At 61.8% G+C, this 17,586-nt stretch carries 17 protein-coding genes; 6 read left to right on the forward strand and 11 right to left on the reverse strand.

Annotation, left to right across the window (positions count from 1 at the left end; all coding sequences use genetic code 11):
• Nucleotides 1–23: 23 nt before the first annotated feature.
• Together potA and NPS56_RS27635 are read right to left on the reverse strand one after the other, a co-directional pair.
• Nucleotides 24–1,166 (reverse strand): polyamine ABC transporter ATP-binding protein, encoded by a 1,143-nt coding sequence (gene potA / locus NPS56_RS27630; RefSeq protein ID WP_274077578.1) that lies wholly within the window; start codon nt 1,164–1,166, stop codon nt 24–26.
• A 360-nt stretch (nt 1,167–1,526) separates the two neighbouring features.
• Entirely contained in the window at nt 1,527–2,288 is a 762-nt protein-coding gene (locus NPS56_RS27635) for a gamma-glutamyl-gamma-aminobutyrate hydrolase family protein (protein ID WP_274077579.1), read from the reverse strand.
• Between the two features lie 283 nt (nt 2,289–2,571).
• Between NPS56_RS27635 and NPS56_RS27640 the strand changes: the two genes are divergently transcribed.
• The 4 genes from NPS56_RS27640 to NPS56_RS27655 all read left to right on the forward strand — a co-directional run bounded on the left by NPS56_RS27640 (nt 2,572) and on the right by NPS56_RS27655 (nt 7,782).
• Nucleotides 2,572–3,948: a glutamine synthetase family protein gene (locus NPS56_RS27640; RefSeq protein WP_274077580.1), complete on the forward strand. Its 1,377-nt coding sequence runs from the start codon at nt 2,572–2,574 to the stop codon at nt 3,946–3,948.
• A gap of 187 nt (nt 3,949–4,135) precedes the next feature.
• On the forward strand, nt 4,136–5,626 hold the full coding sequence (locus NPS56_RS27645; RefSeq protein WP_274077581.1) for an aldehyde dehydrogenase: 1,491 nt from the start codon (nt 4,136–4,138) through the stop codon (nt 5,624–5,626).
• Between the two features lie 52 nt (nt 5,627–5,678).
• The gene (locus NPS56_RS27650; RefSeq protein ID WP_274077582.1) at nt 5,679–6,962 is read left to right on the forward strand and encodes an NAD(P)/FAD-dependent oxidoreductase; all 1,284 of its coding nucleotides are present in this window, start codon (nt 5,679–5,681) and stop codon (nt 6,960–6,962) included.
• Nucleotides 6,963–7,233: 271 nt separating this feature from the next.
• On the forward strand, nt 7,234–7,782 hold the full coding sequence (locus NPS56_RS27655) for a cupin domain-containing protein (RefSeq protein ID WP_007946335.1): 549 nt from the start codon (nt 7,234–7,236) through the stop codon (nt 7,780–7,782).
• Nucleotides 7,783–7,861: 79 nt separating this feature from the next.
• Here the strand turns inward: NPS56_RS27655 and NPS56_RS27660 are convergent, their stop codons facing one another.
• Both NPS56_RS27660 and NPS56_RS27665 read right to left on the reverse strand, forming a co-directional pair.
• Nucleotides 7,862–8,287 (reverse strand): hypothetical protein, encoded by a 426-nt coding sequence (locus NPS56_RS27660; protein ID WP_274077583.1) that lies wholly within the window; start codon nt 8,285–8,287, stop codon nt 7,862–7,864.
• A 128-nt stretch (nt 8,288–8,415) separates the two neighbouring features.
• Nucleotides 8,416–8,634, reverse strand: coding sequence for a PLD nuclease N-terminal domain-containing protein (locus tag NPS56_RS27665; protein ID WP_274077584.1), 219 nt, complete (start codon nt 8,632–8,634; stop codon nt 8,416–8,418).
• A gap of 263 nt (nt 8,635–8,897) precedes the next feature.
• Here NPS56_RS27665 and NPS56_RS27670 point away from each other — a divergent pair, with 263 nt between their 5' ends.
• On the forward strand, nt 8,898–9,701 hold the full coding sequence (locus NPS56_RS27670; RefSeq protein ID WP_274077585.1) for a hypothetical protein: 804 nt from the start codon (nt 8,898–8,900) through the stop codon (nt 9,699–9,701).
• Nucleotides 9,702–9,737: 36 nt separating this feature from the next.
• On the opposite strand, the gene NPS56_RS27675 is transcribed toward NPS56_RS27670, so the two are convergent.
• From NPS56_RS27675 to NPS56_RS27685, 3 genes are all read right to left on the reverse strand, one after another.
• Nucleotides 9,738–10,475 (reverse strand): hypothetical protein, encoded by a 738-nt coding sequence (locus tag NPS56_RS27675; protein WP_274077586.1) that lies wholly within the window; start codon nt 10,473–10,475, stop codon nt 9,738–9,740.
• Nucleotides 10,476–10,668: 193 nt separating this feature from the next.
• Nucleotides 10,669–10,905 carry a hypothetical protein gene (locus NPS56_RS27680; RefSeq protein WP_274077587.1) on the reverse strand — a complete coding sequence of 79 codons (237 nt, stop codon included), beginning with the start codon at nt 10,903–10,905 and terminating at the stop codon, nt 10,669–10,671.
• Nucleotides 10,906–11,163: 258 nt separating this feature from the next.
• Nucleotides 11,164–12,579 (reverse strand): purine-cytosine permease family protein, encoded by a 1,416-nt coding sequence (locus NPS56_RS27685; RefSeq protein WP_274077588.1) that lies wholly within the window; start codon nt 12,577–12,579, stop codon nt 11,164–11,166.
• A 256-nt stretch (nt 12,580–12,835) separates the two neighbouring features.
• Between NPS56_RS27685 and NPS56_RS27690 the strand changes: the two genes are divergently transcribed.
• The gene (locus NPS56_RS27690; RefSeq protein WP_274077589.1) at nt 12,836–13,747 is read left to right on the forward strand and encodes a LysR family transcriptional regulator; all 912 of its coding nucleotides are present in this window, start codon (nt 12,836–12,838) and stop codon (nt 13,745–13,747) included.
• 15 nt (nt 13,748–13,762) lie between these two features.
• Here NPS56_RS27690 and argE read toward each other — a convergent pair whose 3' ends face one another.
• The 4 genes from argE to NPS56_RS27710 all read right to left on the reverse strand — a co-directional run bounded on the left by argE (nt 13,763) and on the right by NPS56_RS27710 (nt 17,469).
• On the reverse strand, nt 13,763–14,914 hold the full coding sequence (gene argE / locus NPS56_RS27695; RefSeq protein WP_274077590.1) for an acetylornithine deacetylase: 1,152 nt from the start codon (nt 14,912–14,914) through the stop codon (nt 13,763–13,765).
• The gene (locus NPS56_RS27700) at nt 14,911–15,588 is read right to left on the reverse strand and encodes a DUF1028 domain-containing protein (protein ID WP_274077591.1); all 678 of its coding nucleotides are present in this window, start codon (nt 15,586–15,588) and stop codon (nt 14,911–14,913) included. The genes argE and NPS56_RS27700 overlap by 4 nt, the downstream gene beginning before the upstream one ends.
• Before the next feature lie 101 nt (nt 15,589–15,689).
• Entirely contained in the window at nt 15,690–16,106 is a 417-nt protein-coding gene (locus tag NPS56_RS27705; protein WP_008058648.1) for a RidA family protein, read from the reverse strand.
• A gap of 52 nt (nt 16,107–16,158) precedes the next feature.
• Nucleotides 16,159–17,469 carry a flavin-containing monooxygenase gene (locus NPS56_RS27710; RefSeq protein WP_274077592.1) on the reverse strand — a complete coding sequence of 437 codons (1,311 nt, stop codon included), beginning with the start codon at nt 17,467–17,469 and terminating at the stop codon, nt 16,159–16,161.
• Nucleotides 17,470–17,586 lie beyond the last annotated feature (117 nt).

Genomic DNA, 17,586 nt, shown 5'->3' on the forward strand with positions numbered 1-17,586 from the left:
CAGCAATTGCTGATTGAAGGTTTTCATGCGCGCAGTACCACGCCGCTATCGTCTTCCCACCACACGTAGACCTGATCGTCCCAGGTCGGACGCGCACCACGGCGTTCGGCGTTGGCCATGAACGATTGCACGACCTTGCCGCCCGGCAACTTGACGTAGAACACCGAGTGGCCGCCGAGGTAGGCGATGTCATGCACCTTGCCGCTGGACCAGTTGTAGCGGGCGTCCGGCTGGGTGGTGCTGACCAGCAGTTTTTCCGGGCGGATGGCGTAGGTGATCGACTTGTCCTGCACTGACGTACTGACGCCATGGCCGACGTAGATCTTCTGCTCCAGGTCCGCGCTGTGAATGATCGCGTGGCCTTCCAGGTCTTCCACCACGGTGCCTTCGAAGGCGTTCACGTTGCCGATGAATTCGCAGACCATGCGACTGACCGGCGCTTCATAGATGTCCACCGGGCTGCCGATCTGGGCGATCCAGCCCAGGTGCATGATCGCGATGCGCTGGGCCATGGTCATGGCTTCTTCCTGGTCGTGAGTCACCATGACGCAGGTCACGCCGACGCGCTCGATGATCTCGACCAGCTCCAGCTGCATCTGCGAGCGCAGCTTTTTATCCAGCGCGCCCATGGGTTCGTCGAGCAACAGCAGCTTCGGACGCTTGGCCAGGGAGCGGGCCAACGCCACGCGCTGACGCTGGCCGCCGGACAACTGATGGGGTTTGCGCTTGGCGTACTGGGTCATGTGCACCAGGCGCAGCATTTCTTCCACACGGGCGTCGATTTCAGCGGCGGGCAAACGATCCTGCTTGAGGCCGAAGGCGATGTTCTGCGCCACCGTCATGTGCGGGAACAGGGCGTAGGACTGGAACATCATGTTGATCGGCCGCTCGTAGGGCGGCATGTCGGTGATGTCGACGCCGTCGAGCAGGATCCGGCCTTCGGTCGGGCGCTCGAAGCCGGCGAGCATGCGCAGCAGCGTCGATTTGCCGGAACCGGAACCACCGAGCAGGGCAAAGATCTCGCCCTGATGGATTTCCAGGGACACATCGTCCACGGCGGTGGTCTCGTCGAATTTCTTGGTGACGCGGTCGACTTTCACCAACACCTTTTTCGGTGCCTGGTGACCCTCAAGAGCCTTCCTGTAGATGCTGGAGGCGTTTGCCATGTGAAACTCCCAACAGGTTTCAGTCGTCGGGCCAACGCGGCCTGACTTAATAGTTGATTGCAAACCCTTGCAGTAAGGCGCCAATCAGGACGCGGTCTCTGTAGGAGCTGGCTTGCCAGCGAAGGCGGCCTTGCAGTCAACGATGATGTCGGCTGAAAGGGCCTCTTCGCTGGCAAGCCAGCTCCTACAAGGTATTGCGCATGCCTGACGGGCATTCCACTCGGGTTAATTCGGCGCCGCCGTCCTGGCTGCCTGGTAGTGCTTGTTGTTATTGCAGTGTGTTGTTTTCGCGGGCGAGAGGCGCGCAAAAGCCCGCCTGCCCGCTCGCGGGGGCAGTAAATGGTTTGATCGTTTATGGCGTCAGCGTGAGTTACGCAGCGCCGCCCGTTGCCGGCACGCGTCGCCAAACGCCTGGAAGATCTTCAGATACGGCGGGTTGTCCAGCACCTGCCATTCCGGGTGCCATTGCACACCGAGGGCAAATGCCTTGCTGTTCTCCACCGAGACCGCTTCGATCAAGCCATCCGGCGCGAGTGCTTCGGCGCGCAGGCCGGGAGCGAGTCGGTCGATCCCTTGGCTGTGAATCGAATTGACCTGGAACACCGGCGGCAGATCCAGCGCCTGGAACACACCGCCCGGTTGCACATCGACGGCATGGGCCGGTGCGTATTGCACCGCCAGGTCGGGATGGTTGGCCTCGCGATGATCGAGGAAGCCGGGAAGTTCATGGACCTTCTGATGCAGGCTGCCACCGAACGCCACGTTCATCTCCTGGAAGCCGCGGCAGATGCCGAGCACGGGAACGCCAGCGGCAATGGCTGCGCGAATCAGGGGAAGGGTGGTGCGATCCCGCTGGGGATCGTGTTCCGTGCCGGGAGCGCTGTCGGGGCCTTGATAGTGGAAGGGTTCCACATTCGATGGCGAGCCGGTCAGCAACAGACCATCGAGCTGCGGTAGCAGGTCCTCGATTTCGGTCAGTTCGCCCAGGGAAGGAATGACGACAGGCAGCCCCAGTGCCGCAACGCTGACAGCACGCAAGTACTTGTCGCCGCTGACATGGTAGGGGTGCAGGCCAATCTGTTTGACGCATGCAGTAACGCCGATCAATGGCTTGAATGCCATTTTTATCACCTCGAAGTTTCACACTTGAACGAGCTTTTCCGGAGCTTAGCCTTGTTGATTTTAATTAACAACTCTCATGTAAAAAATTCTAAACGCCGCACGTCCGAAGCTGAGGATTTACGCGTGTTCCAGGGATGATCTGGCACTCTCGTGCCTCTGAGAGGCCCGAAAATAAACGTTTAAAGGCAAGGTGTTCGCTATTGACTTCACTTTGTCTTTCGGATTGACTGGCTACGTGAAAGGGCGGTGAACATAATAATTAACAGTAAAAAATAGGTGCATCATGTCGGTCCCTCTGCGTACCGTTCAACTCAACGAAGCAAACGCATTCCTTAAGAAATATCCTGAGGTTTTGTACGTCGACCTTCTGATTGCGGATATGAACGGTGTGGTGCGCGGTAAGCGCATCGAACGCACCAGTCTTCATAAGGTTTACGAGAAAGGCATCAACCTGCCGGCGTCCCTGTTTGCCCTGGACATCAATGGCTCCACGGTGGAAAGCACCGGCCTGGGTCTGGACATCGGCGACTCCGACCGGATCTGCTACCCGATCCCCGGCACCCTGAGCATCGAGCCATGGCAGAAGCGCCCAACCGCGCAACTGCTGATGACCATGCACGAACTCGAAGGCCAGCCATTCTTCGCCGACCCGCGGGAAGTCCTGGCCAACGTGGTGCGCAAGTTCGACGAGATGGGCCTGACCATCTGCGCCGCGTTCGAACTGGAGTTCTACCTGATCGACCAGGACAACGTGAACGGTCGTCCGCAGTCGCCACGTTCGCCGGTGTCCGGCAAGCGTCCGATGTCGACCCAGGTGTACCTGATCGACGACCTCGACGAGTACGTCGACTGCCTGCAAGACATCCTCGAAGGCGCGAAAGAGCAGGGCATCCCGGCTGACGCCATCGTCAAGGAAAGCGCCCCGGCGCAGTTCGAAGTCAACTTGCACCACGTGGCCGACCCTATAAAGGCTTGCGACTACGCGGTCCTGCTCAAGCGTCTGGTGAAAAACATCGCCTACGACCACGAGATGGACACCACCTTCATGGCCAAGCCGTATCCGGGCCAGGCGGGTAACGGTCTGCACGTGCACATTTCGATTCTCGACAAGGAAGGCAACAACATCTTTGCCAGCGAGGATCCCGAGCAGAACGCCGCGCTGCGTCACGCGATCGGCGGTGTGCTCGAGACCCTGCCGGCGCAGATGGCGTTCCTCTGCCCGAACGTCAACTCCTACCGTCGCTTCGGTGCGCAGTTCTACGTGCCGAACTCGCCGAGCTGGGGCGTCGACAACCGTACCGTGGCGGTCCGCGTGCCAACCGGTTCACCGGATGCCGTGCGCATCGAACACCGCGTGGCCGGTGCCGACGCCAACCCGTACCTGTTGATGGCTTCGGTATTGGCCGGCGTGCACCACGGCCTGACCAACCAGATCGAGCCGGGCGCCCCGGTGGAAGGCAACAGCTACGAGCAGAACGAGCAGAGCCTGCCGAACAACCTGCGCGATGCCCTGCGCGAGCTGGACGACAGCGAAGTCATGGCCAAGTACATCGACCCGATGTACATCGACGTGTTCGTGGCGTGCAAGGAAAGCGAGCTGGCCGAGTTCGAGAACTCCATCTCCGACCTTGAGTACAACTGGTACTTGCATACCGTCTGATTAGTCGGTTCAACACGATCAAATGTGGGAGCGGGCTTGCTCGCGAAAGCGGAGTGTCAGGCGACATCAATATTGGATGTGCCGGCGCCTTCGCGAGCAAGCCCGCTCCCACAGGGATCGCATTTCAAATTTGAATTGGCGGGCGTCGGCCTGACGATCACCTATTCCCCTGCGTCGAGTCACAACCATGACAACTACTCGCAGCGACTGGGAGCAACGCTTCCAGTCCCTGACAATCGAAAGCCGTGCCTTCATTGACGGCCAATACTGCGCAGCCGCCAGCGGCGCGACGTTCGAATGCATCAGCCCGGTAGACGGCCGTTTCCTGGCCAACGTTGCCAGCACCGACGACGTCGATGCCAACCTGACCGTCGCCGTCGCCCGCCGCACCTTCGAATCCGGCGTCTGGTCCGGGCTGGCCCCGGCCGAGCGCAAGCGCATCCTGATCCGCTTCGCCGACCTGATCCTGGCCAACCAGGAAGAACTGGCGCTGCTCGAAACCCTCGACATGGGCAAGCCGATCGGCGATTCGCTGGCCATCGACATTCCGGCCACCGCCAATGCGATCCGCTGGACCGCCGAAGCCATCGACAAGATCTACGACGAAGTGGCCGCCACCCCCCACGACCAACTGGGCCTGGTGACGCGCGAAGCGGCCGGCGTAGTAGCGGCCATCGTGCCGTGGAACTTCCCGCTGATCATGGCCAGCTGGAAATTCGCCCCGGCCCTGGCGATGGGCAACTCGTTCATCCTCAAGCCTTCGGAAAAGTCGCCGCTGACAGCCATTCGCATCGCGCAGCTGGCGCTGGATGCGGGCATCCCCAAAGGCGTGTTCAACGTGCTGCCGGGCTTCGGCCACACCGTCGGCAAGGCGCTGGCGTTGCACATGGACGTCGACGTGCTGGCCTTCACCGGCTCCACGGCGATTGCCAAGCAACTGATGATCTATGCCGGGCAAAGCAACATGAAGCGCGTCTGGGCTGAAGCCGGTGGCAAGAGCGCCAACGTGGTGTTCGCCGATGCGCCGGACTTGCGCGCCGCCGCGCAGGCCGCCGCCGGGGCCATTGCCTTCAACCAGGGCGAGGTCTGCACCGCCGGGTCGCGTCTGCTGGTGGAGCGCTCCATCCGCGAGCAGTTCATCCCGCTGCTGGTGGAAGCCCTGCAAGGCTGGAAACCGGGGCACGCGCTCGATCCTGCGACCACCGTCGGCGCGGTGGTGGACCAGCGTCAACTGGACAACGTGCTGCGCTACATCGACATCGGCAAGGAGCAGGGCGCCCGGTTGATCGCGGGCGGCAGCCGCACCCTCGAAGACACCGGCGGCCTCTACGTCGAGCCGGCGATTTTTGACGGCGTGACCAACGCCATGACCATCGCCCAGGAAGAAATTTTCGGCCCGGTGTTGTCGGTGATCACCTTCGACACCCCTGAAGAAGCCCTGGCGATCGCCAACGACAGTATCTACGGACTGGCCGCCGGTGTGTGGACCAGCAACCTGAGCAGGGCCCACACCTTCGCCCGTGGCCTGCGTGCCGGCAGCATCTGGGTCAACCAGTACGACGGCGGCGACATGACCGCGCCGTTCGGCGGGTTCAAGCAGTCGGGCAATGGCCGGGACAAATCGCTGCATGCGTTCGACAAGTACACCGAACTGAAAGCGACCTGGATCAAGCTCTAATAACAATAAAGCGGCGGTCGCCGGCTCTTTGCGGCGGCCATCGGAGAAACTTATGAAACAAGCACATGTAAACAGCTACTACGCCGCCACCCGCAACTTCACCGGCGATTTCCCGGTGCTGGAGGGCGCGGTGGACTGCGACGTCTGCGTGATCGGCGCCGGTTACACCGGCCTGTCCTCGGCACTGTTCCTCGCTGAAGCGGGCTACAGCGTCACCGTGCTCGAAGCCGCCAAAGTCGGCTTCGGCGCCAGCGGTCGCAACGGTGGCCAACTGGTCAACTCTTATAGCCGTGACGTCGATGTCATCGAAGAGCGCTACGGCGACAAGACCGCCGAAGTCCTCGGCAGCATGATTTTCGAAGGCGCCGACATCATCCGTCAGCGCATACAGCACTACGACATCCAGTGCGATTACCGTCCGGGCGGTATCTTCGCCGCGATGAACAAGAAGCAGCTCAAGGGCCTGGCCGAACAGAAGAAGGGCTGGGAGCGCTACGGCAACAAGAACCTGACGATGCTCGGCAAGGATGACATCAAGCGCGAAGTCGGTTCCGACGCCTACGTCGGCGGCCTGCTGGACATGCAGGGCGGGCACATTCACCCGCTGAACCTGGCGCTGGGCGAGGCTTCGGCGATCATCGGCCTGGGCGGCAAGATCTACGAGCAATCGGCGGCGGTGGAAATCACCTACGGCGAGCCGATCACCGTACGCACCGCCAAAGGCGTGGTGAAGGCCAAGTACCTGCTGATCGCCGGTAACGCCTACCTGCCGCAGGGCCTGGACAACCGCGTGACCAGCAAGAGCATGCCGTGCGGTTCGCAGATTGTCGTCACCGAGCCGTTGTCGGAAAAGCAGGCCCGCAGCCTGATCAAGAACAACTACTGCGTCGAAGACTGCAACTACCTGCTCGACTACTACCGCCTGACCGCCGACAACCGCCTGCTCTACGGCGGCGGCGTGGTCTACGGCGCCCGTGAGCCGGACGACATCGAACAACTGATCCGCCCGAAAATCCTCAAGACCTTCCCGCAGTTGAAGGACGTGAAGATCGACTACCGCTGGACCGGCAATTTCCTGCTGACCATGTCGCGCATGCCGCAATTCGGCCGTATCGAGAAAAACGCCTACTACATGCAGGGCTACAGCGGCCACGGCGTCACCTGTTCGCACCTGGCGGGCAAGCTGATTTCGGAAATGATCCGCGGTGACGCCGAACGCTTCGACGCCTTCGCCTCGCTGCCGCACATGCCGATGATCGGCGGGCGCACCTTCTCGGCGCCGTTGACCGCCCTGGGCGCGGTGTACTACTCGCTGCGCGACCGTTTCGGGATCTAAGCTTTACCTCGCCGGTGGTCAACCCCAGGAAGGCCACCGGCTTTTTACCTGAAACACCACGTTCCCGTGTAGGAGCTGCCGCAGGCTGCGATCTTTTGATCTTGCTTTTCAAGATCAAGATCAAAAGATCGCAGCCTGCGGCAGCTCCTACAGCAACACCCACAAACGTGATTTAATAGCCGCCTTTCACGTTTCCGGGACAGGAAAACGGCGCGATCCACGCCTGCTCTCCACCCCCATTACCCTTGCGTACCAAGCACATAAGGCTGTCATGGACACGGGCTCACGACTCAAATTAGTACGCGAAAGCTACAAACTGTCCCAGCGCGAGCTGGCCCGGCGTAGCGGCGTCACCAATGCCACCATTTCCCTGATCGAGCAGAATCGCGTCAGTCCTTCCGTCAGCTCGCTGAAAAAGCTGCTCGAAGGCATCCCCATGTCCCTGGCCGACTTCTTCACCTTCGATCAACCGCCGCGCGAGCACCAATACGTCTTCCGCGCCAACGAACAGCCCGACCTCGGCCGCCACGGCCTGCGCCTGCTATTGATCGGCGCGTCCGTGCCAAGCCGGCAGATGCGTCTGCTGCGCGAACAATACGCACCGGGTGCCAGTTCCGGGGAAGAGCCGATCGTGCATTCGGAAGGCGAGGAGTGCGGTCTGGTCACCCGTGGCACCGTCGAATTGACGGTGGATGGGCAGATCAGTGTGCTCAATGCCGGGGACGGGTATTACTTTCCGACGACCTTGCCGCACAAGTTTCGCAATATCGGCCAGGATGAGGCGGAAATCATCAGCGCGAACACGCCGGCGAACTTCTGATTACGGCGGGTGTGATCCGGCGGCGCATCATCCATGGCGCTTGATAAAAAACCGATGCCCGCTCAGGCATCGGTTTTTTTTATTTGGTCTTCCAGTGACCACCGCCCGACTCGCAATCAATCTTGGCTTGGGCGATGTGCTCGGCACCGTAGTAATACGTCGTGACCTGGGCATTGTCGGGAATGTTGACCGACTGACTGTTCTTGTCCTTGCTGGTGGAATGAGGGTTGGCCAGGGATTCCTGGGTCAAGGTGGCGATGCAGGTGGCCTGGTAATGATCGTCACAATGTTCGACTTTCTTCTTGGTACTGGTCAGCATCTCCTTGCTCTCGTTGCTGCATGACCAGTCGATGGAATTGACCGGCATGCCTTCGTACTCATAGCAGCTATGACTTTCCACCACGGGAATGGAAGCGCTTTGGGATCGGGTCAGCACGTCGCAACCTTCGGCGTACGCCAGGGCAGGGCACAGGCCAGCGAGCAAAAGCAGCAGTCTAGTGTTCATCGGGATTTCCTCTCCAATGGCGCCTTGTTTGATCCAGGATCAGCGCTGATAAAGTTTCGAAACCCCGATGTGGCCTGTGGTTCCATGCATTTCGCTCAGTCACGAAGCGTTAACGCATTTCCCCGGCCTTATTGTCTGGCCTGTGCTGGATCCGGGTGGTGAGCGATGTGCTTTGGCCCCGCCAGGGCCCACAGGATCAGCCCGATCAGCGGCACAAACACGATCACCACCATCCACACGCCTTTGCTGCTCGCTTTGCCTGCGCTTTTGCGCACCCGATTGATGGCCCACAACTCGATCAACAGAAGAACGGCTGCCAATACAATCCACGTCGTTTCGATCTGCATGTAGTCACCTCCTGAATAGTCTTTCAGTTAGGTGGGCAGGTGGACACAGGGTTCAGTTAATTTGCGGTTTTCTAGAATGGTGGTATCGGCGCACTCTAACGTTCGTCGGATCTCATGTGGCTATCAGCGGATTTGGCTGCCCGTTCCATCACGGCTGCTAAGCTTCGTCGTTGCAGCACCCGAGCCTGTCCTGGGCTCACGTTGCGTGCGCAACCACGGAGTTCCACCTCTTTTCCTGTCGGCAATCTGCACGGAGGCAGGCGATGGTGATCAAGCGCATGGTTGATTCGAGCGCGGCGGGGGTTCCCGTGGCCCTCGATCCTGAAGAGATGCAGCGCGTACTGGCGTTGCTGCTGGCCAGCCCGTTGTTCGCCAAATCCCGGCGCATGGGCAGTTTGTTGCGCTTTCTGGTCGAGCACGACCTGCAACCTTCAAATACCCCCCTTACCGAACACGCCATCGGCATCGCGGTGTTCCGTCGCGATCCGGCGGTGTACTGCACCGGCGACGATCCGGTGGTGCGGGTGCAGGTGGGGCGGTTGCGGCGCAAGCTCGCGGCGCATTACGCCAGCAACGGCCAGCAGGACCCGGTGCGGCTGAGCATACCGGCCGGGTGTTATCGCCTGGCTTATCAGCGGTTGCAAACCAAGGGGATCGCCACCCGCCATCCGGTTTTGCAGATCCAGCCGTTCACCTGCATCACCCCGGATGGCGATGACTTCGCCCGGGGCTTGTGCGAAGAGCTGAGCTGTCGCTTGTTCGAGTCGTTCGAGCAAACGCAAAGCGTGGCCAATCATGTGTTGATGAAGGTGCCGCGCAGCAGCGTAAAAGCAGCGGATGGGGGACGCGGCGGGCGCTACAGCTATTGCCTGGAGGGCAGCGTGCGGGTCGAGCCGGCGCGGGTGCGGGCGTCGTTGCGCCTGGTGGATGTGGCGCAGGGGCGGATTCGCTGGTCGGCGCAGTTCGATCGCAACCAGCCTTATGGCATCGCCACCCAGGAGGACCTGGCGCAATCGATCTGCCTGTCCCTAACGGGCTACTTTGCCAAAGGCGCCATCGACGAATGAAAGGGGCAACCCTGGGGTTGCCCCGGTGCGCAGCAGTTACACGGTTTTCCATTGACCGCCTTCGTAAAGGCGACCGGCGGTGTTTTCGAACGTCAGGTCGATTTCGATCGCCTTGGAGCGTGAGGTACTGAACATGGTACTGGTCTGTACGTTCTGTTCGAACCATACGAGGATGGTTTCAACGGGGGTCAGTACGGTTTTACCGGTGACGACCGGGTCCACCGCCACGTAGATCGGCGTGCTGACCTGATTGCCATCGATGCCGGTGGACAGCTGGTTGATCCCCGGATGGATCGGTGCGTACTCGTTCACAAAGGTCATGGACACGTCCGGGCCGCCCGTGATCGCCGGGCTCAGCAGGCCGTGTTCATCGAGTGTCGAGGTTTGCCCAAGACCGATATTGACGATGTTGGTCGAGACTTTGACCTGGACGTTTTCCTTGAACACGTTGGAGGCGAACAGCTGATACAACGGCGTCCAGCTGAATTCGTTATTGCTCAGGTACGCGACATAGGACTGCCAGACCACGTTGTAGTCGGCGGTGCCGACCTTCTTGGCAAAGCACAGCTTGTAGCCAGACTTCTTGAGCAGGGTCAGGTCGCCGGCGGCGATTTCGATGGTGACGGTTTTTTGCGCCGCCGCCAGGGCGGACTTCAAGACCCTGCCATAGTCCGACGCCTTCAGTTGCGTTGCACCCATGATCGACTTGACGGCTTCTTGCACATCATCGTGCAGCTGCTGGCGTTGTTGGCTGACAGCGTTTGATTGGCTCATGGTGTCCCTCTTCCTTGGTGGTGTGTTGGGCAATCGATGGGTGGAGGGCAGTCAACCCGGTCCATCCATCGAGGGCTTCACTCTAGGTTCAAGCAGCGCATGGGCTAAGTGTCTTGGCGTTACAGGCGGGTAACGGGGGGGTATCAATCAGGTTGAAGTGGCGGGGCGAACGACGGGCCGCCCCGCCAGGGCCTCAGGCTGCCTTCACATCGGCCCAGACGAAGTTCCAGCTGGTACGCTTGCCCTTGGCAATCTCGATCAGCTTGTTCTCATACACCGTGTGATTGACCAGGCCGGCGTAGGTCAGGGTGCGAGCAGCGTTGTTGCCGCTGCACTCGCCCGGTACGCCGCCAGACTCGAACATGGCTTTTATCATGTCGGCTTCCGACGGGGCGCTGCTCTGGTTTTTTTCAACTTTGACGAAACTCATGATGTCACCTCTTCCGTGATGGGAAATCGGTGCGGTTGAGGGTCGACAGCGTTCGTGCCTGCCGCAACACACCGAAGGCCATACTGTATTGGCCTGCCGTGCGGCGCAGAAGTGACAAGTGGGGCGGTGAGGTAACAGCACGATCGGGGGGACGTATCAGCGAGGTATCAAGCGCGGGTCGATTCAGGTGGAGTTTGCTCGCGAAAGGCCTGACGATCCATGTCAGGGCTTTGTCGCGAGCAGGCTTGTGGATCTTGATTACAGGCTGGTAGCGAGTTTCCCACTCGACAACCGACGCTTGTAGGCACTGTCGCGATTGGCCAGCCACCAGTACAGCGGCGAGGTAATCACCAGGCCCACCACCCAGGACAGATCCGCACCGTTGATGTGCTCGGAAATCGGTCCGACGTACAGCGGCGTGTTCATGAACGGAATCTGCACCAGGATGCCGATCGCGTAGGCCAGCAGCGCCTGCGGGTTGTAGCGCCCGTAGATGCCGCCATCGACGTGGAAGATCGAGTCGATGTCGTACTTGCCCTTGTGAATGGCGTAGAAGTCGATCAGGTTGATCGCCGTCCACGGCACCAGCACCACCAGCAACACCAGCACCATGTCGACGAAGTGGCCGATGAAGTCAGCGGAGGCACCGACGGCGGCGAAGCAGCAGGCGCCGAGCACGATCACCGAGAGCACGGCGCGGCTCTTGGCGGTGGGGATCCAGCGGTAGGCGAAGGTCTGCACCAGGGTGATCAGCGACAGTACCGCGCCGTAGAGGTTGAGGGCGTTGTGGCTGATGACGCTGAGCAAAAACAGCACCAGCATCAGCGGGCCGATGGAACCGGTGGCGAGCTTGACCGCGTCCATGGTGTCCATGCCGACGGGCGTGGCCAGTACGGCGACGGCGCCGAAGACGAACGACAGGCTGGAACCGAGCACGGTGCCCAGGTAGGTGGTCCAGAAGGTCGACGCCACGGGCACGTCGGCTGGCAGGTAGCGCGAGTAGTCGGACACGTAGGGCGCGAAGGCGATTTGCCAGAGTGCGGCCAGGGACACCGTCGCCAGCCAGCCGGAGATGTTGAAGCTGCCGCGGGTGAGGAAGTCGTCCGTCTGCACGTGGGTCAGGATGTAGGCGAAACCCAGCACGATGCCAATGCCCAGCACCCAGGTGCCGATACGATTGAGCACGTGGATGAAGCGATAGCCGATGATGCCGATGATGCCCGAACCCAGGGCGCCGATGACGATGCCCACGGGCACCGGGACGCTGTCGACCACGCCGTGCAGGGATTTGCCCGCCAGCACGATGTTGGAGGCGAAGAAGCCGATGTACATGACGCCGGCGATCAGCACCACCAGCAGCGCGCCGAGGGAGCCGAATTGCGCGCGGCTCTGGATCATCTGCGGGATGCCCATCTGCGGGCCCTGGGCCGAGTGCAGCGCCATCAGCACGCCGCCGACCAGATGGCCGACGAGGATGGCGACGATGCCCCACACCAGGTTCAGGTGAAACAGCTGCACGCCGAGGGCGCCGGTGACGATGGGCAAGGGCGCGATGTTGCCACCGAACCACAGGGTGAACAGGTCGCGCGTCTTGCCATGACGGTCTTGCGGCGGCACGTAGCCGATCGTGTGTTTCTCGATGAGCGGAGCGCTCGTTGCTGCAGTGGTTACCATGACGAACTCCAAGGCAAAGTGAGTACGTGGACGTACTTCGGTGAGCGTCGCGCGAACGACGCTTTTCTTGTTGGAGCGATCATGTGCAATGGCTCGGGATAGATAAATTAGTAAGTTTGTTGCTTCAAACCTTAAAAAATATATGCCGCGCCGGCGGTCGCCTCCGGTATGTTCAGCCTTGACCGCAGGCCGGCACCAACCCCTTGTGTGCGCTGCCGATTCCTTGACCCTGATGTTCTGTTTTCCGGAGGTTCCCATGGCCGCCTACAACCTGCGCCAGCTCAGGTATTTCGTCACCACGGCCGACTGCGGCAGCGTGGCGGAGGCCTCGCGCAAGCTCTACATCGCGCAGCCATCGGTATCGACGGCGATAAAGCACCTGGAAGAAAGTTTTGGTGTGCAACTGTTCATCCGCCATCACGCCCAGGGGGTGTCGCTGACGCCGAGCGGCTCGCGGTTCTACCGCAAGGCCCAGGAGCTGCTGCGGGTCGCCCATGAGTTCGAGCAGAACGCCCTGGCGGACAACGACGTGGTGGCGGGACAGATCGACATCGGTTGTTTTGAAACCGTGGCACCGCTGTACCTGCCACGCCTGATCGCCGGTTTCAAGGAGCGCTGGCCCGGGGTGGAAATACGCATTCGCGATGGCGAGCAGCAGGAGCTGGTGCAGGCGTTGACCGCCGGCAGCATCGACATGGCCATGGTCTACGAACATGACCTGGACAGCACCATCGAGACCGTGGCGCTGATGCCGGCCCAGCAACCCTATGCCTTGCTGCCCGCCGACCATCGCTTCGCCCAGCAGGCGAAAGTCTCGCTGCACGACCTGGTGCTGGAGCCGATGATTTTGCTGGACGTGGTGCCCAGCCGAACCTACTTCGTGAGCATATTCGAAGAGCGCGGGCTGACGCCGAACATCGTGTTCAGCTCGCCGTCGATCGAGATGGTGCGCGGGATGGTCGGGCGGGGTTTCGGCTTTTCGATCCTGGTGACCAAACCGTTTTCCGAATACACCTATGACGGGCAGAAAGTCGTGTGCGTGCCGCTGGCCGAAAACGTCACCGGCTCGGGGTTGTCCGCGGCGTGGTTGCGCCGGGCACAGCTGACCAAACCGGTGCAGCTGTTCGTCGATTACTGCCAGGAAGAACTGGCCCGACTCTATACCTGAGCGTCGGGCCAGGGATCAGTTGCTGATTGCCAACAACATCCGTTGCAGCATGGCATCGCAGCCGTGCAGTTGCTCCAGGCTGACGAACTCATCGGGTTTATGGCCTTGCTCCATGCTGCCCGGGCCGCACACCACCGTCGGGATGCCCGCTGCATCGAACAGACCGCCTTCGGTGCCGAACGCCACCGTGCCGAATTCCCGCGAGCCGGAAAACGCGGCGATCAATTCAGCGGCTTCGCTGCGGGCATCGGTGGCCAGGCCGGGGTACGCCGACAACTCACTGAAGCGGATCTCGCTGTGCTCGCTCACGGCGCGCATGCGCGGCAACAGCTGCTGCTCGGCATAAGCCTGCAGTTCCTCTGCCACCAGGCGCGGGTCGTGGGAGGGCAGGGCGCGAACTTCGAAGTCGAAGCGGCAGTCGGCCGGCACGATGTTCAAGGCCTTGCCGCCGCCAATCACCCCGGTTTGCACGGTGGAGAACGGCGGATCGAAGCGCGGGTCATGCAGCTCCGGGGCCTTGAGCCGTTGGCCGATGCGCCCCAGTTCACCGATCAGCTCGGCTGCGTATTCGATGGCATTGACCCCAAGCGGGGCGTAGGCCGAATGGCAGGCGTGACCGTGGATGTCGCAGCGCATCGCCAGCTTGCCCTTGTGGCCCAGCACCGGCTTGAGCTCGGTGGGTTCGCCAATGATGCACAGCAGCGGTTTGACCGGACGTTGCTCGAGGGCCTTGAGGAGCGATCGCACGCCCAGGCAGCCGACTTCCTCGTCGTAGGACAGGGCGATATGCACCGGCAGGCGCAACGAGGCCTGCACCAGCGCGGGCACCAGGGCGAGCACGCAGGCGATGTAGCCCTTCATGTCCGCCGTACCGCGACCGTACAGCAGCCCATCGCGCTCGGTGAGCTGGAACGGCGCGACGGTCCACGGCTGGCCGTCGACCGGGACCACGTCGGTGTGCCCCGAGAGCACGATGCCCGGCCGGTCCGCCGGGCCGATCGTGGCGAACAGGTTGGCTTTGCTGCGCTCCTGGTTGTAGACCAGCTGGCACGGCACATCGAAGCGTGCGAGGTAGTCGCGGACAAACTCGATCAGCTGCAGGTTGGATTCGCGGCTGGTGGTGTCGAACGCCACCAGCGTTGTGAGCAGATCGCGGCTGGCGCTCATCGATCGTCTCCAGCGACGCCGTAGCCAGGGGACCGGTCGGGCGCCAGGGCGCGGTCGATGTAGTCCTGGACCTGCGGACGGTAGGCCTGCCAGAGCTTTTGCAGCTGGCCAATCGGATCTTCGTCGGCCCAGTCGACCCGCAGGTTGACGATCGGCCAGGTCAGCTCACCGACCACCATGACCGCCGCCGAATGCACCGGCCCGGCTTCGCCACCGGCCGCCACGCCACCTTGCATTGCCGCGATCAAGCGGTCGGCCAGTTGGCCTTCAGCCTGTTTGAAGGCGCTGACCATGGCCTCGATCACCGCCGGGCTGGCAAGCATGTTGCCGGCCGCCACGCATTGCTCGCCGGACACCGCATTGTGGTTGCCCAGGGTTTGCGCGCCGCTGAAGTGCGCGGTGCGGCCGAGGTGGTCGATGGCGGTGATCTGCCGGTACTGGCTGTAGCCGTTGCGGGTCAGCACCTTGTCCAGGGCCTCGGCGGGTGCCAGACCCTGCTCCATCAGGGCCAGGGTTTCCGGGCCAAGGGAGGGCAGGGTGATGTTTTGCGTGGAGACGGCGCCCACACCGGGCAATAACCAGGGGCAGCGGGCGCCGACAGCGATACTCGAGGAGCTGATGGCGATGCCGAACTGACCGGTGTCGGGGCAGCGGGCGGCGATGGAAAAGGTCATGGGGCGGGTCCTTGTCTGGATTTTGTAGGAGCGAGCTCGCTCCTACAGAAGATCAATGGCGGGAGCGGGCGGCTGGAGTTTGTCGCGACGCGGTCTGCCCGTTATTCCGGGATCACCGCAATCACATCGATCTCCATCAGCCACTGCGGCTGACCCAATGCCGTCACCACCAGCCCGGTGGAAATCGGGAATACGCCTTTGAGCCACTTGCCCACTTCCTGATACACCGGTTCGCGGTAGCGCGGATCGATCAGGTAGGTGGTGGTCTTGACGATGTGGCTCAGGTCGCTGCCAGCTTCTTCCAGCAGTTGCTTGACGTTGCGCATGGCCTGCTCGGTCTGTGCCCGCGGATCGCCCAGGCCAACCAGGTTGCCCTCGAAATCGGTGCCGACCTGGCCGCGCACATACACGGTGTTACCGGCGCGGACGGCCTGGCACAGGTCGTTGTCCAGGCTCTGGTTCGGGTAGGTTTCCTTGGTGTTGAACATGCGAATGCGGGTATGGGTTGGCGTGGTCATTTGAAACTCCTGAAATTTTGGGGGCCGGCGCGGTTCACGCGCCGTGCGGGAATCAAGCGTTGGCAGTGGTCTTATGTGCGGCCGGGCAGGCTTGGGCCTCGCGTTGGTCGGCATCGCGGTACTCGAGATAGGTCCGCTGGATGGCAATGTGATCGGCCACGTACTTGGCGTCATGCCACACGCCCCAGATGAAGGACGAACCGCGACGGGACTGCCAGGGCAGGCCGAGGAAATACACGCCCGCCTCGCTGGACACACCGCGCTGATGCCGGGGCTTGCCGTTGTCGTCGAAGGCGTCGACCTGCAGCCAGCTGTAGTCCACGGCAAAACCGGTGGCCCAGATGATCGACGTCACGCCGGCCTTGGCCAGGTCGAGTTCGAGGATCGGGTTGGAGACACAGTCCGGCTCCGGGAAGGTATGGCGCGCTTCGGGTTCTTCCGGCAGGTCCAGGCCATTGCGTTCGATGTAGGCATCGGCGGCGTCGAGCAGGGCCAGGTAGTTTTCATCGCCCCGGGCCAGGTTGTCCGCCAGGTTCGCCTGGAAGGTCGCCACGCTGCCGTTGAACGATTGGGTCAGGCCCACCAGCACCATGCCGGCATGGGCCAGGCCACGAAAATCCACGGTGCGGCCACCCTGGGCGCCGCTGACGGCGATGGTCACGTGTTCACGGCCGGGTTTCATCGCGGCCTGGTCCCACTCGCCCAGCACCCCCAGCCACCAGCAAAAATCGCGGTTGCGATAGGCGCGGGGCGGACGATCGTGGGCGCCTACCGACAGGTACACCTGCTTGCCGGAGCGCTGCAATTCATCGGCGATCTGCACGCCCGAGGAACCGGCGCCCACCACCAGCACGGCACCCTCGGGCAATTGCCCGGGATTGCGGTAGTCGGCGGAGTGGATCTGCAGCAGTTGCGCATCCTTGGGGGCGATCGGCGGGATCACCGGACGCTGGAACGGACCGGTGGCCGCCACCACGCGGCTGGCCTCGATCACGCCTTGGGAGGTCTCGATGGTGAAACCCGGGCGACCGACGTTGCGCTCGACCTTCTTCACTTCCACGCCAGTGCGGATCGGCGCCTTGAACTTGCGGGCATAGGCTTCGAAGTAATCGGCCACGCGCTCCTTGGGGGCAAAACCATCGGGGCTGATGTCGTCGAATTCCAGGCCGGGAAAACGGTCGTGCCAGGCCGGACCATTGGCCACCAGCGAATCCCAGCGGCCGGTGCGCCAGCGCTCGGCGATACGATTGCGCTCCAGCACCAAGTGCGGCACGCCGAGCTTGCTCAGGTGTTCACTCATGGCTACGCCGGCCTGGCCGGCGCCGACAATCAAGGTATCTATTATTGTTTTTTCAATGGTCATCTGCTTGCCCTTCGAAGTTGGTTAACGGTCGGTGTCGACCTGCCATTTCCTGGGCTCAAGACTAGGGATCAGCCTGATATCGGTAAAATATTATTAAGCTGGCATTTGAGTATAAAT

The sequence above is a fragment of the Pseudomonas putida genome (genome assembly GCF_028682635.1).
Lineage (GTDB): Bacteria > Pseudomonadota > Gammaproteobacteria > Pseudomonadales > Pseudomonadaceae > Aquipseudomonas > Aquipseudomonas putida_AE.